We start from the raw sequence: 14,077 nt of genomic DNA, 5'->3' as shown, positions 1-14,077 counted from the left end.
CGGCAAGCAAATGCAGTTATTCACGTCAATTCAATGATCTGCAGGTGTTATACGAAAAATATCAGGAACAAGGATTCGAAATTCTCGCTTTTCCTTGCAACCAATTCAACGAGAAAGAGCCAGGCAGCAATTCGGAAGTGAAGCAATTTTGCGAGGTCAACTACAAAGTTACGTTCCCGCTATTTGAGAAAACGAATGTGAGAGGAGCATCAGCTCTTCCATTATTTCAATATCTGACCCAGCAAGCTCCGTTCCAAGGCTTCGACTCAGTGACTGCGAGCGGACAATGGATGCAGCACTTCCTGCAGGAGAAATACCCAGAAATATATGCTGGGGACGGGATCAAGTGGAATTTTTCCAAGTTTTTAATTAATCGCGGCGGATTTGTTCAAGAAAGATTCGAATCGACGATAGAGCCCATCGCTATTGAGCCTGCCATCATATCGCTTCTATGTACCTAAGGAGTAAGCCAGTGAGAACATATTCGAGTAGTCTAGGAGGGTAAACGGATGGGAATAGAATGGTACGATCGAATTGCAAGAAAAAATGGCGGATATCGAAGCAATGCGGTATTTACGATCGAAGGTGTGTCAGCTGAGCAATTATTTGAAGAAAGATTAGTTGAAATGCTGCCTGCATTTGATACGGTACTTGATGCGGGTTGCGGACACGGAGATTTTACACTAAAGATGTCACGTCATGCTAAGTCGATTGTTGGATTTGATAATTCAATGGAAATGATTAAGATTGCCRACTCCATGAAAGATGAGAGCCAAGCTGTTTTCTATTTTCCAGACACAAATGAATTTGCTAAGTTTCTCACAGGCATTCCCGGGAATCCTGACTATACTGATCCTTCATTAAGCAAGGATTTCGACGCCAAAGTTGAAGAGAATCAAATCAATGGAAAACTAGGCGTAAAAGAATACAAATATATTTGGAAAGCTAACAAACCTTAAATTACTATCGAAGCGGGAGCCAAACATCTCTGGCTCCTGCTTCTTTTCAATCATGATTTAACACGGAGACCGTTCAAATACGTTTGGATGACAATTTTTAAGCTTTCGTCGATAGCCTGCGGCATGCCAAATCCACCCTTTTGTTCAATCGAAGCGAATCCGTGCAGCAAGCTGCGCAATCCCCGTACACTGTGAATGGCCTTCTCATACCCAAGTTCATAATAGCTTAGCGTCTTAACGAGCAAATCCACAAGCTGCTCTCCAATTGCTGCGTATTCTGCTTCATCCGAATCTGGCGAGCGCAGCGTCAGCTCATACACGCCTGGATGTTTTCTGGCAAAAGAAATGTAGGCAGAAGCAATAGCATGAACCGCTTCATCGCCTTCTTTATTTTGTAACGATTCATTTATCGCTGCAAGCAGCTTCTGTAAACCGTAGATAGCCAGCTGTATGCGCAAAGCGTTTAATCCATCCACATGGTTATATAATGAAGGAGAACGCACTCCAAGCTTCTTGGCGAGCGTCGCCAGCGTAACCTCTTCGATGCCTAGCTCATCTGCTATGGCAGCTGCTTCCTCTACGATAGTCGCCAAATCAAGCCCTCTTCTAGGTGACATAGAATCCCCCCTCTCCTATTTATTTAACCAAAGAACGTTCCGCTGTGGCAATCGCCCTATCCAATAAACGTTTAGGCTGCAGCACCATGTTGCCATGGCCAGCAGCGAGCAACGATGGTTTCAAATCTCTTAACCTTCGAGCCGTCTCCAAGCTCGTTTGTTTATCCCAAGTAGCCATTGCTGGAAAAGGAAACAGCAGCTTTATCTGTCCTGATACTGCAACGCCTGCTCTAGTTTGAAAAGCATCCCCTACGATGAGAATATCATTCCTCGTATCTAGAAATGCCATCGAACCAGGCGTGTGTCCTGGTGCAGCTACCGCAAGCAAAGAGCCCACGCGATCACCATCCACCAGCAAAACATCAGGTTTTGTTCGAACGTTTTTAGGCAAACCGCCACGTATGGGCAAGCTGCTCTCATTAGGATCTAACGTATGATCACCGCTAAGCAGTCTTGCATCTCTCTTTGATATAAACACCTGTGCATTTGGAAGCCTTTCTTTCAGCCCGTCGAGCGAACCGATGTGATCCGCATGAGCATGAGTCAAAACTATGCGGGTAATCGGCTTGCCTAGCTGCTCCGCTGCCCTCAGAATGGCATTGACGTTGTTTGGAAGTGCGGCATCCACCAACGTCAATCCTTCCGCCTCCTCTACCAAGTAACAATTTACTGGAAATACCTTAGGTAAATAGGTCAGCTGTACAACCGTTTTCTCGCGTGTCATTCGCATTTCAAATGGCCTCCTCAACAAAAACTAATGATATTAGTTTTATAATAAACTAATATCATTAGTTTTAGCAAGCCTATTTTTAATTTTTCTGTTCGCTTTGAAGAAAAGCTTCAATTTCTGCTTTAGTGGGAATCGATGCTTGGGCACCTTCCTTCGTAACGGCTAGTGCCGCTGCTCCTGCAGCAAAGATCAAAGCCTGTTCAGCCTGGCATCCATCAGCGCTTGCAGCGGCGAATGCACCGAAGAAAGTATCGCCCGCTGCCGTCGTATCAACAGGTTTTACTTTGAACGCAGGAATCGCAGCTGTGTCGCCTTGCTTATTTTGATAGAAACAGCCTTTCTCCCCTAATGTAATAATGACGTTTTTTGTTCCTTTGCCCATGACTACTTCTGCTGCCGCTTGCGCTGAGGAAGCATCGTTTACCGTTAAGCCCGTAACAACAGCCGCCTCGGTTTCATTTATAATAAGAGTATCAATAAGCGGAAAAACATGCTCAGGAATAGCCCTTGCCGGGGCAGGGTTATAAAATACTTTACTGCCGCTGCTGCTAGCACTATTCATGACGGATAGCGTCGTCTCCCACGGTATTTCATTTTGAAGCAGCACGGCATAAATATCCGACCACTCTCCATAACCCGCTGCTGCATCCTTGTCTGTCAGTTGACCATTCGCACCCTCAGATAAAACAATATGGTTTTCGCCTTCACCATTCACAGTAATAATAGCGAAACCTGATGTTCCTTGCTTGCGTAATACTTGACTAGTGGAAATTCCATTATCTTGTAAAGATGTGATCAATGCCTGAGCAAAAGGGTCCTCGCCAACTGCGCCGATCATCACACATTCCGCACCTGCACGAGCCGCTGCAACCGCTTGATTTGCCCCTTTGCCGCCCGGAAAAAACGAGGTGGCTGCGCTTGATATTGTTTCACCCGGCAGCGGGAATTTTCCGACCTGACTAACGATATCCATATTTATGCTTCCAACAACGAGTATTTTTTTCATAGTTTGTTCATACCCTTCCCTAATTAACGATTCAGTTCATTCTTTTGACTGCATGTACCTATTTTAACAGAAGGAGTAGATCTTCACATGATTACCGCTTTTATTATCGGCTGCGAGATAGGATTTTGGTTATTTGTACTTATCGGCTTATTATGCCGCTATATTTTCCGTTTAAAAAAGCTTGGCGCTATATTTTTGATTGCAACACCTCTCATCGATTTGGCATTGGTTATCGCTACTATTTATGATCTCCGCGGCGGCGCAACAGCTACCTTCGCACATAGCTTGGCTGCTATATATATCGGGGTTTCCATCGCTTGGGGACATCGGATGATCAAATGGGCTGATGAAAGGTTCGCTCATCGCTTTGCCGGCGGACCTGCTCCTGCTCGCAAGCCGAAATATGGCGAAGATCATGCTCGCTACGAGCGAAATGGCTGGCTGCATCACTTGCTCGCATGGGTGATAGGCGCTGCCATTTTGTATGGCATGATTTTAATGGTTGGCGATGCGGTGCGAACGGAGGTTTTATTTAACACGCTTCGTTTATGGTCGATCATACTCGTTATTGATTTTGTCATCAGCTTTAGCTATAGCCTATGGCCACGCGCCAAAAAAGCAGAATCCAATTAGGATTCTGCTTTTCTTATACTAAATCATCGTGTGATTAGCTGCTCACGACGCGGTCCTACCGATACGCTTGCAACTTTTACGCCAATCGCTTCTTCCACAAACTGAACGTATTGCTGCGCTGCTTCAGGCAACTGCTCAAAAGTTGTAGCTTGTGAAATATCGCAGTTCCAGCCTGGCAAACGCTTAAGCACTGGCTTAGCGGAAGCAAGCGCTGCTGTCACTGGGAATGAATCCTTAATGATTTGTCCACCCAATTCATAACCTATGCATACTGGAATTTCATCTAAGTATCCTAGAACATCAAGATTGGTCAGCGCAACCTCCGTAGCCCCTTGCAGCATGCAGCCATAACGCGTAGCCACCGCATCAAACCACCCCATTCGGCGCGGGCGCCCTGTATTCACGCCAAATTCTCCTGCATCGCCTCCCAAACGGCGAAGCTCATCAGCTTCCGCACCTGTCAGCTCACTGACGAACGGTCCGGCTCCAACACAGCTGGAATACGCCTTAACTACCGCAATGATTCTCGTAATTGCATAGGGTGGAAGACCCGCGCCTACTGGCGCAAAGCCCGCCAGCGTAGACGATGATGTGGAGTAAGGATAGATGCCGTGATCCGGATCACGCAGCGCCCCAAGCTGTCCTTCCAGCAATATCGACTCTCCGGCTCGATACGCATCATTTAACAGCTTCGTTGTATCACAAACGAAAGGCCGCAGCTTCTCCGCTTGCTCGAGCAGCACGGTCAGAAGCTCCTCCGCTTTGATCGGCTTTCTATTGTACAACTGCTCAAGCAGTACATTCTTGGCTGCCAAGGATTGCTCTAAACGCTGCAGCAATCGCTGCTCATCATATAGATCCGCAACTTGTACGCCAAGCTTTGCATATTTATCTGAATAAAAAGGAGCAATGCCTCTTTTCGTCGATCCGAAGCCGTTTGAGCCAAGCCTTTCCTCCTCCAGCTCGTCAAATAAGCGGTGAATAGGCAGTACAACCTGTGCTCGTTCGGATATTCGAATTTGCGGCTCCGGTACTCCTCGTGCTATCAGCTCAGTCCTCTCCCGCAGCAGCACTTCAATATCAAGAGCTGTGCCTGGGCCAATGACGTTCGTAATCTCTGGATAAAAGACGCCAGACGGCAGCATATTCATCGCGAATTTACCGTAGCTGTTAATAATCGTATGCCCTGCATTGCTGCCTCCTTGATAACGTACAACAAATGAAGATTTGGCAGCTAACGCATCTGTCATTTTCCCCTTGCCTTCATCTCCCCAATTCGCTCCCACTATAGCGGTTACCGTCAATTCAATCGCCTCCTAATGTTGTTATTGCCCTTTAAGGTTTATTATAATGAATCATGTGACATTAATATAATTGATATAACTAATACTTCATATTAGGTGGGATTATATCTATGATCGTAAACATGGAGTGGTATCGTGTCTTTTATTGGACGGCTAAGACAGGAAGCTTATCGCGCGCTGCAGAACAGCTTTATATTACACAGCCAGCCGTCACGCATACGATTAAGCAATTAGAGGCAAAGCTAGGCGGCCAGCTTTTTTTCCGTATGGCCAAGGGCGTTAAGCTTACGACTGAGGGCAAGGTACTCTTTCGATATATCGAGCAAGCGTATAGCTTTATTGAGATAGGGGAAAAAATGCTCGCGGAAATGCACAACCTGCAAAGCGGTGAAATTAGTATCGGTGCAAGCGACACGTTATGCAAGCATTATTTGATGCCGTATTTGGAGCAGTTCCATACGGAATATCCAGAGATTCGCATTCGTGTGACGAATCGAACTACACCTGAAACCATCCAGCTTCTAAAAGAAGGAAAAATTGATTTTGGCATCGTACATATGCCTGCTTCAGACAGTCAGCTAGACTTTCGGTTAAGCGTGCCCTTGCAGGATATACTCGTCGGTGGTCCCGCTTATTCATCTCTTGGCGATACCACCATCGAGCTTGAGGATATTAGCAAGTACCCGTTATTGCTTCTGGAAAAAGGGGCGGGCACACGAGAGTTCCTTGACGAGTATGCCGCTGCGCATGGTACAAAGCTCAGGCCAGAGCTTGAGCTTGGCAGCATGGATTTGCTTGCAAAGTTCGCACGAAGCGGCTTTGGGCTGGCCTTCCTCGTTCGCAGCTATGCTGCTGATGAGCTTGCTTCTGGCAAGCTCGTCGAAATTCCGCTGAACCCTCCCATCCCCGCACGCAGCATCGGTATCGCAACGCTTCGCGGTGTGCCGCAATCCGCAGCATCCAAACGATTTTTGGAGCTGCTGCCTTAGCCGCTTGGCAAAAAACTAAATGCATAAAAAAACGTCCTATTCTAAATAGGACGTTCTGGTTCCATATCTTTTTTTCTAGCTGGAATAGTGATCGAAATGGATGTGCCCATTCCTCTTTTGCTCACGATACGAACGCCGTATTCTGCTCCAAAATGAAGCTTGATCCGCTCGTCCACATTCCGAACCCCGTAGCCCACATTCACTCTCTCAATAGGATCGGACATTTGGCGTAAAATCTCAGGATTAATGCCAACGCCGTCATCAATGACTTGGAAAGTTATTAAATCTCCCTCCATCTTGCCTACGATTCGAATGTTAATCTGTGCTCCATACCAAGCATGCTCAAGCGCATTTTCGATAAAGGGCTGTAAAATAAGCTTTACGGTCGTAAATCTTAAAATATTAGGATCAATGTCAAACCAGATTTGCATACCGTCTTCGAATTTCGTCTTCTGAATATTGATATATGCATTAATCTGCTCCAGCTCATTCCGAATCGGAATAACGGTTCTACCTTCATTAAGAGATAGCCGGTAAAATTTCGCTAAATCAAGCACCATTCGCTGCAGCTTATCTACCTGTCCAAACTTAGCCAATCTACTGATCGAGGACAATGTGTTATATAAAAAATGCGGATTGATTTGCGCTTGCAGCGATTCCAGCTCCGCTTCCTTTTTCTTCATATTTGTCATATAGACTTCTTGAATTAATCCGTCAATATTATGACCCATATCGTTTAAAGCAAAGGAAATGCGCGTAAATTCATCCTTCCCTTTAAAATGAATCTTTTTCTTGAAATTCCCTTCTTGAAAGGCATCCAGCACACGAACGATCTTGATAACCTTACGGGAATAAAAGCGAGAAATATACAAGCCTGCAAGTGAAAATACAATAAAGCAAGCCAAGCAAATTAAGAAGGTCCAAAGCTTTACCTTGTCAGTAGCCTTCTCCATAATATCGGTTGGAAAGAGTGCGAGCAGCTTCCAATTCAGCTGTGGAATCTTTTCCTCTACGGCCCAATAGTCCGCCATTTCCGCTTCACTCAGCGATTCACCAATATTAAAATCGGTATCTCCGGAAGAGAACATAATTCTTCCATTCTCGTTGAGTGCAAAAATTTTCGTTCCTTTACCGATTTTCTCAGAATCAACGCTCTCGAGCAGATCGGTAAGTCTCAGGCTAATACGAACGAAACCAATTTCCTCAAGCGTAATGGGATCATTCATATTAACAAGTCTTCTGAGCAAGGAAATATGCCCGAATTTTGTATCCCCTTCAACCTGCTTCCACTGCATGGTCTCGCCATACCGCTCCACGGGGTAATCTATATACCATGCCCTGTCCTTAATTCTAGAAATATGGTACAAATCAAATAATGGCCCCTCCGCGTTAAGCGGATCGGTATTATTATAATTGTGATAAATTTCCGGCAATGTATTGTTATGTAGATAGACTGCAAGACGCATTTTGTTGCTTGCTGCCTCCACCGTTGTTTGCATTTTTGGAAGGAGCTGCTTCGTCGTGGCTTCGTAGCTAACCCAGCCTTCTTCATAATGACGCAAATAGGATGCAAGATTACTGTCAAAATAAAGCATGCCGGATATACGTGACACATCCTCCATTTTGTACATAATATTGTCCTTCATCTGAGCCAGCGTACCAAGATTAATCTCGCGGGTTCGCTCTTGAATGGAGCTTGTAAAAATAACATTCGCTGCATAGCCAATTAGGATCACCGGCACCATGATAAACAAGCTGTAGGTGAGCATAATTTTAATTCCAAACGGAATATAACGGTGCTCCTTCTTATGTTTGGTCATTTTCGTCTAAACTCCAACGGCGTCATACCGTACATTTCTTTAAATTGCTTGCTGAAATATGGCAAGTGACGATAGCCTACCTGATCTGCTATCTCATAAATTTTCATATTTGTTGTTTTGAGCAGCTCACACGATTTCTCCATGCGCAGCTGAATAAAATATTCGCTGAAGTTTTTACCTGTCTCCTCTTTAAAAATAAGGCCAAGGTAGTTCGGCGATAATGAAAATTGCTCCGCCAAATCACGCAATGTAATGTTATCATGTGTACGTTCTTTCATATAATCAATCATTTGTTTAATAAGCTTCCAATTTTTTTTATGCTTGTTTGCCTGCAAAGTTTCGGATATTTCGTAAACCCTGCGTCTCAGCCACACATGAATATCGTTGATCGTCTCAAACTGCATAATGATATCGTAATTATTCAGCTCCATGCCAAGCAGCTGAAATACATTTTCATTCGTTCTTTGCAAATAATTATCAAGCTTCATTACGATATAAAGCGCATAGTTGCGCAGCGTAAACTTTGACTTTAAGTTTTTGGCAACCTGAAATAAGTCATCCAGCTCATCATGAATGCGAACGAGCTCATAACCCGACATCGCAACAAACAAGGCTTCCAGCTTCGCATCGAGATGCTTAACATCCTCTTTCTCTGCCGGCCTAACCTCGCCGTGACCAATGACCTTTCCTTTGCCGTAAAACATTTTCAAGTCCAAAGCTTCAACTGCCTGACGATAGGAGGCCGAGAATTCGTTGATCGAATCACAGAACTCACCAACGCCTGCGGTAATGGAGAAGGTATGCTGTTCGTTGACTCGATTTACGATCTTGAGTGGCAAAAAATCTTGATCCGATTGCTCAATGAGAATCGCAACCCGGAATTTGCTTATTTTGCAAATATGCGAAATGCCAAACTCCTTACAGATCGATACCACTTGCTGAATCTCATCCTGCTCTGCCCGCGTCTCATCGTTCAGTTTCCAAGACAAATCATCGACTTCAATTACGGCTACTAAGCCAGGATAGAGAAAACGATTCATCTCATATTCTTGACTCAATACCTCGATGGTTTTGTCATCGCTCGTTCCTTCAAGCAATTGGAGCATATATTCATTTTTTACGATCGGAACCATTTGTCCATACGTATTTTGCCGCTCTTGCTCATGATCCAAAACATCTCGAACCTTAAGCAGGGAATCAATCAGCTCCTGATCATCCATCGGCTTTAAAACATAATTGACAGCATTAAGCGACAATGCCTGCTTAACATAGCTGAAATCCTGATATCCGCTTACGAAAATAATTTTAATATCCTTCGACATCTCGAGTGCGCGTCTAGCCAGCTCAAGCCCCGTCATATTAGGCATACGGACGTCAGTTACAAGAATATCTATTTTTTCCGTATCCAGCACTTTACAAGCATCAAATCCGTTCATCACACCCGCTACGATTTCCATACCGAGATCTGTCCAAGGAATAAAAGCACGCATGCCTTCCAAATCCAGCTTCTCGTCGTCCGCCAGCAATACTTTATACATGATGTTATCAGCTCCAATTAGGCAAAGGCTTTACGTTCATCGAACATTTCATCGTTCTATTAAAACGAAAAAACTCGGGTACACTAAATATCTTAGTATACCCGTCGTTTTTACGAAAAGCTATGGCTTATTCAGCTTTCATTTTTGCAAGGTTAGCTTGCCATTTCTCTGTTTTGAATGCTAGCAATTTATCATAACCAGCAGCTTGAGCATCTTTTTCGCCTTTATCAAGAACAGCTAGTACTTCAGCATCATTTTTCGCGAACAATGCTTTTGCTCTAACTTCTAGGAACAAGTCCTCGATACGTTGACGGATGATACCTTCTTCAGTATCCGGTTGTGGATCGATGTTAATGAATTCTGTTGCATTGGATTGCGTTTTCCACGTAATTTCACGTTGGTAACGAGTAGACCAGTTTTGTTGCTCAACTGGCAACGACTCTTCAAATTTAGCTTTTGTTGTATCTAGGAATACTGTGTTACCAACCCAGTTAAGGTTCGTTGTAATCGCTTGAAGCTTGCCAAGACCGCCTGCATCGGAAGTGTATTTTTCTGTGAACTTCGGAGTTTCGCCGTCAGCTTCTACGCCATCCCAATAGATTCCTGGAGGTCCCCACATCAAAGCGCTTTGTCCTTCAGGACCAGTCAACCAGTCATAGAAAGCGAAGATTGCTTCTGGGTTTTTAGCGCTTTTCGTAATAACCGTTACGTTCCAGCCTAACATACCATACGTACCAGGGAATACTTTGTTTTTGTCAACGCCTTCTTTGTGAATCGGCCAGATCATGAAATATCCAGCTTCTGGATCGTTTTTCGTAAGCTCAGCATGTGCTTGCATTGCAATTTCAGTCGGGCTTGCTGATGCAAATACGGCTACACGGCCAGTCATTACTTTTTCAGTAATTTGGTCAACCGTTTGCGTCATTGCATCTTGCGTAATCAATTTTTCACGGAACAGCTTGGAAGTGTACTGCATTGCTTCACGGTACTCTGGGTCAAGGAAGATCGAAGTCAGCTTGTCGCCGTTAGGCACAGCACGCATGCCTGGGAACTTCTGATCGTTTTCTTTGAATGCAGAGTACAATACATCAAGGCCTTGTCCATCTTTTGCTAAATGCGGCTCGTAAGGAACAACATTCGGATATTTTTCTTTAACCAGCTTCAAGTAGCTGTACAGATCGTCTGTTGTTTCAAGCTTAGGTGAACCAAGCTCTGTGTAGATCTTTTTGTTTACAACATAACCAGCGTTGCCGTTAGGTTGTTTAGTATACCAGTTAGGGAATTGATAAAGCTTGCCATCTTCTGAACGTAGCATGTTGATGCCTTCATCGCCCAACCATTTTTTCAAGTTCGGATATTTATCAAGATAGTCGTCGAATGGAACAAGCAGATCAGCTGTGCGCAATTTCTCAACATCAACGCGCTCTAGCCAGATCGCATCAGGAAGCTCGCCAGTCGCAATCATCGTATTCAGCTTTTGTGGAGCCGCACCACCGGAGTGGATTGGTTTTACGTTTACTTTCTTTGTATCTCTAATCCAAGTACTCGTAATGTCGCCGCCCCATGCTGGCATAGTGTACCAGTCATAATGGCCATAAAGGGTGAAATCAAGCTGCTCCTTGCCAAGTTCATAAACCGATGCCGGCTTATTGCCGCTATTTTCCTCCGGCTTGCTTCCTGTTTCTCCGTTTTCTGTTTTACCGGAATTACCGCTACAGCCTGCCATTAAAGAAACGGCCATAAATGCAGAGACGATTGGGACGAGTAGTTTTCTTTTTTTCATCTGTTTAATATCCCCTTTCAAGCTCATTTTTATATGTTCAAAGCTTTCGCTCTAAACCACATGTCTTATTAAACTGCCTGCTACTCTTTCAATGATCCAACAAGAACACCTTTAACGAAATATTTTTGAACGAATGGATACACCATAATGATAGGAATCGTGGCAACCATCATCGTTGCCATAGACAACGATTTGCTCGTTACCGTTCTCATTTTGGCTAACTGCCCTTGCGCTGCAGAATCTAGCTGTGACATTTGATCCGATACGATATTGGAGTTCAAAATCTGCTTAAGCATCGTTTGTATAGGAAGCAGCTTCTCATTGGTAATGTAGATACTTGGACCAAACCAATCATTCCAATGGAAAACAGCCGTGAAAAGCGACAACGTTGCAATAACGGGACCAGAGAGTGGAACAACAATGCGGAAGAAGATACCCCAGTTGCCGCTTCCATCGATTTTGGCCGATTCCTCAAGCCCTGCAGGCAAGCCTTGGAAGAATGTGCGGAAGATGATCATGTTCCAAACGCTGACTAGTGTTGGAATAATGAATACCCAGAATGTATTCATGAGATGAAGCTCACGAATGAGCAAGAAAGAAGGAATAAGTCCACCACTGAAGTACATCGTAATGATACACAAGATCATGTAAAACTTGCGGCCCATCAATTCTTTCTTCGAGAGGCCATAGGCGAATAATGCCGTTATAAATATGGATGCGATTGTACCGACAAGCGTCCGACTGATCGATACCAGAAACGCAGTTACCAATCGTTCATCCTTGAATACGATACCGTAGTTTTCTAAAGTCCAATCACGCGGCCAAAAGGTTACGCCCCCCATGGAGGTGTCTATTCCGCTGTTGAAGGATATGACAAGTGCATTCCAGAATGGATAAAAGGTCATAAAAGCTAATAACGTTAGTAAGATGTAGATGGTCACCGTCATCACGCGGTCTCCAAAACTGAGCCTGATCACTGCATCATCCGCCTTTCCGGGCTAATTGTATAGTTTACCACAAGCTGCTGCCGGCCCTGCGTGCCAGAAAGTTCGCCATTGTCAAAAGTCCTACGCTGATAACGGCTTTGAACAATCCAACCGCTGTTGCGTATGAGTATCTAGAGCTTTGTATCCCGACTCGATAAACGTACGTATCGATAACATCTGACACGTCCCTGAGTACAGGGTTTACAGCAAGCAATAGAATGTCTTCGAAACCTGCATTGAGTAGATTGCCAATCGCCAGAATCATGAAGATAAGGACAACCGGCATGATCGAAGGCAATGTGATCRAAAAGATTTGTTTGAATTTACTCGCACCATCCATAGATGCTGCTTCATACATGCTTGGATCAATACTTGCTATTGCTGCTAGATATACGATGGAGCCAAATCCAATTTCCTTCCATACCCCAGTCGAAACGAGGATGGACCAGAATAATTCTGGAAGTGATAGAAAGTTGATCGGTTCATCGATAAAGTTCATTTTTTCAAGTACGATGTTAATGCTTCCATTGTCCGTGGACAGCATCGACATAATCAGTCCCGCAACGATTACCCATGACATAAAGTGAGGCAGGTAACTTACCGTTTGAACCAGCCGCTTAAACATTAGGTTTTTCACTTCGTTAAGCATAAGCGCCAGCAAAATCGGTGCCGGGAATCCAATGAAAAATTTCAACAAGCTGATAATAACCGTATTTCGCATGACCTTGAAAAACTCCGGGGAGCTGAAGAACATGTCAAAATGTTTTAATCCAACCCATTCGCTTGCCATAAAACCTTTGAAGATGCTGTAGTCTTGAAATGCCATCAATATACCGTACATTGGGATGTAACTAAATACGATGATTAGTAACAATGCCGGCAATACCATCATTTGAATGTCCCATTGTTTTGCGAAACGCAGAAACGCATTTTTAGTTTTAGGTTTTGGTTTTTTTAATAGTTCTTCATTAACGGATAGTTGCGCCACTACTCAATCCCCCTTGCTCTAGTTGTTCTACTAGTATTCTATAACGATCATAAACGCACTAATAGCTATCTGAACAACTAAAAATGATACTTTTCAATCATTGGAGTAAGCGCAATCATTAATAAGTATAAAAAAAGCAGATCGAGAAATCGTCTCGATCTGCTTTACATTTTTTTTCATTTTGCATCGCGCCTTCCGTAGCTGGCAGCAAACTGTTTCATTTTTTTATAGGCCGCAGGATCAAGCTTTTTAAGGGGATGGAATTGCGGATGATTGGAATTCACCTCTAGAACCCATAACTGCTGCTTCTGATCATATGCAAAGTCGATGCCAAGCTCATGCATACCCGAACGTTTATTGCTTAATGTCCGCGATATTCGCAAGGCCACCTTGCTTAGTCTGCTGATCCGCTTATCCGTTGCTTCAATAGAAAGTCCTTGCCTTTTTCCAAGTTTTTTCATCGAATAGATTGCTCCGCCTTGGTAATAGTTCGTTACAATTTTATGGCGAGCCCCTACCTTTACCATAAAACCCGTACAAACCCACTTGCCTTCCGGCTTCCGCTGAACCATCGCTCGAATATCGTAGGGACACCCATTCACGCGATCTAATGAAATTCCTTTTTGAATAATGAGCCTACTCGATTTCATTTTCTTTATTTGCGAATAAGCCTCGGAAACGGAATTATATTTTTTTTGTATTTGCTTTTTCTTAACGATTGAAT

14 protein-coding genes are annotated in these 14,077 nt (G+C 44.0%); 4 read left to right on the top strand and 10 right to left on the bottom strand.

The genetic code is table 11. The features are described from left to right. Both AB4Z17_RS25815 and AB4Z17_RS25810 read left to right on the top strand, forming a co-directional pair. Positions 1 to 461: glutathione peroxidase (locus AB4Z17_RS25815; protein ID WP_441962963.1), on the top strand; the 461-nt coding region annotated here is incomplete at its 5' end. A gap of 48 nt (positions 462 to 509) precedes the next feature. Next, a complete protein-coding gene (locus tag AB4Z17_RS25810; RefSeq protein WP_441962961.1) occupies positions 510 to 959 on the top strand; it encodes a methyltransferase domain-containing protein in 450 nt (149 codons plus the stop codon). Between the two features lie 50 nt (positions 960 to 1,009). Here the strand turns inward: AB4Z17_RS25810 and AB4Z17_RS25805 are convergent, their stop codons facing one another. The 3 genes from AB4Z17_RS25805 to rbsK form a co-directional block, all read right to left on the bottom strand. Next, positions 1,010 to 1,576 (bottom strand): TetR/AcrR family transcriptional regulator, encoded by a 567-nt coding sequence (locus tag AB4Z17_RS25805; RefSeq protein WP_441962959.1) that lies wholly within the window; start codon positions 1,574 to 1,576, stop codon positions 1,010 to 1,012. Positions 1,577 to 1,595: 19 nt separating this feature from the next. Next, positions 1,596 to 2,306, bottom strand: coding sequence for an MBL fold metallo-hydrolase (locus AB4Z17_RS25800; RefSeq protein WP_441962957.1), 711 nt, complete (start codon positions 2,304 to 2,306; stop codon positions 1,596 to 1,598). A 79-nt stretch (positions 2,307 to 2,385) separates the two neighbouring features. Then, a complete protein-coding gene (rbsK, locus tag AB4Z17_RS25795; RefSeq protein WP_441962955.1) occupies positions 2,386 to 3,312 on the bottom strand; it encodes a ribokinase in 927 nt (308 codons plus the stop codon). Between the two features lie 87 nt (positions 3,313 to 3,399). On the opposite strand from rbsK, the gene AB4Z17_RS25790 reads away from it, so the two are divergent. Then, positions 3,400 to 3,945 carry a hypothetical protein gene (locus tag AB4Z17_RS25790; RefSeq protein WP_441962953.1) on the top strand — a complete coding sequence of 182 codons (546 nt, stop codon included), beginning with the start codon at positions 3,400 to 3,402 and terminating at the stop codon, positions 3,943 to 3,945. Between the two features lie 23 nt (positions 3,946 to 3,968). Here AB4Z17_RS25790 and AB4Z17_RS25785 read toward each other — a convergent pair whose 3' ends face one another. Further along, on the bottom strand, positions 3,969 to 5,249 hold the full coding sequence (locus AB4Z17_RS25785) for an adenylosuccinate synthase (RefSeq protein WP_441908369.1): 1,281 nt from the start codon (positions 5,247 to 5,249) through the stop codon (positions 3,969 to 3,971). Between the two features lie 110 nt (positions 5,250 to 5,359). Between AB4Z17_RS25785 and AB4Z17_RS25780 the strand changes: the two genes are divergently transcribed. Next, complete coding sequence (locus tag AB4Z17_RS25780) at positions 5,360 to 6,238, top strand: LysR family transcriptional regulator (RefSeq protein WP_441962951.1); 879 nt, start codon at positions 5,360 to 5,362, stop codon at positions 6,236 to 6,238. Positions 6,239 to 6,279: 41 nt separating this feature from the next. On the opposite strand, the gene AB4Z17_RS25775 is transcribed toward AB4Z17_RS25780, so the two are convergent. The 6 genes from AB4Z17_RS25775 to AB4Z17_RS25750 all read right to left on the bottom strand — a co-directional run. Further along, positions 6,280 to 8,058: a sensor histidine kinase gene (locus AB4Z17_RS25775; RefSeq protein ID WP_441962949.1), complete on the bottom strand. Its 1,779-nt coding sequence runs from the start codon at positions 8,056 to 8,058 to the stop codon at positions 6,280 to 6,282. Next, positions 8,055 to 9,596 carry a response regulator gene (locus AB4Z17_RS25770; protein ID WP_441908372.1) on the bottom strand — a complete coding sequence of 514 codons (1,542 nt, stop codon included), beginning with the start codon at positions 9,594 to 9,596 and terminating at the stop codon, positions 8,055 to 8,057. Before AB4Z17_RS25770 ends, AB4Z17_RS25775 begins: the two co-directional genes overlap by 4 nt. Before the next feature lie 127 nt (positions 9,597 to 9,723). After that, entirely contained in the window at positions 9,724 to 11,379 is a 1,656-nt protein-coding gene (locus tag AB4Z17_RS25765; RefSeq protein WP_441908373.1) for an extracellular solute-binding protein, read from the bottom strand. An 80-nt stretch (positions 11,380 to 11,459) separates the two neighbouring features. Next, on the bottom strand, positions 11,460 to 12,356 hold the full coding sequence (locus AB4Z17_RS25760) for a carbohydrate ABC transporter permease (RefSeq protein WP_441962947.1): 897 nt from the start codon (positions 12,354 to 12,356) through the stop codon (positions 11,460 to 11,462). A gap of 34 nt (positions 12,357 to 12,390) precedes the next feature. Next, positions 12,391 to 13,353 carry an ABC transporter permease gene (locus AB4Z17_RS25755; protein WP_441962945.1) on the bottom strand — a complete coding sequence of 321 codons (963 nt, stop codon included), beginning with the start codon at positions 13,351 to 13,353 and terminating at the stop codon, positions 12,391 to 12,393. Between the two features lie 176 nt (positions 13,354 to 13,529). Then, positions 13,530 to 14,077 (bottom strand): YheC/YheD family protein (locus tag AB4Z17_RS25750; protein ID WP_441962943.1); only part of this gene is annotated, 548 nt, incomplete at its 5' end.

The sequence above is a fragment of the Paenibacillus sp. TAF43_2 genome, from assembly GCF_052113545.1.
Classification (GTDB): domain Bacteria; phylum Bacillota; class Bacilli; order Paenibacillales; family Paenibacillaceae; genus Pristimantibacillus.
Note: the sequence above shows the minus strand (reverse complement) of the source record. Positions and strands in the feature narration are given on the sequence as shown.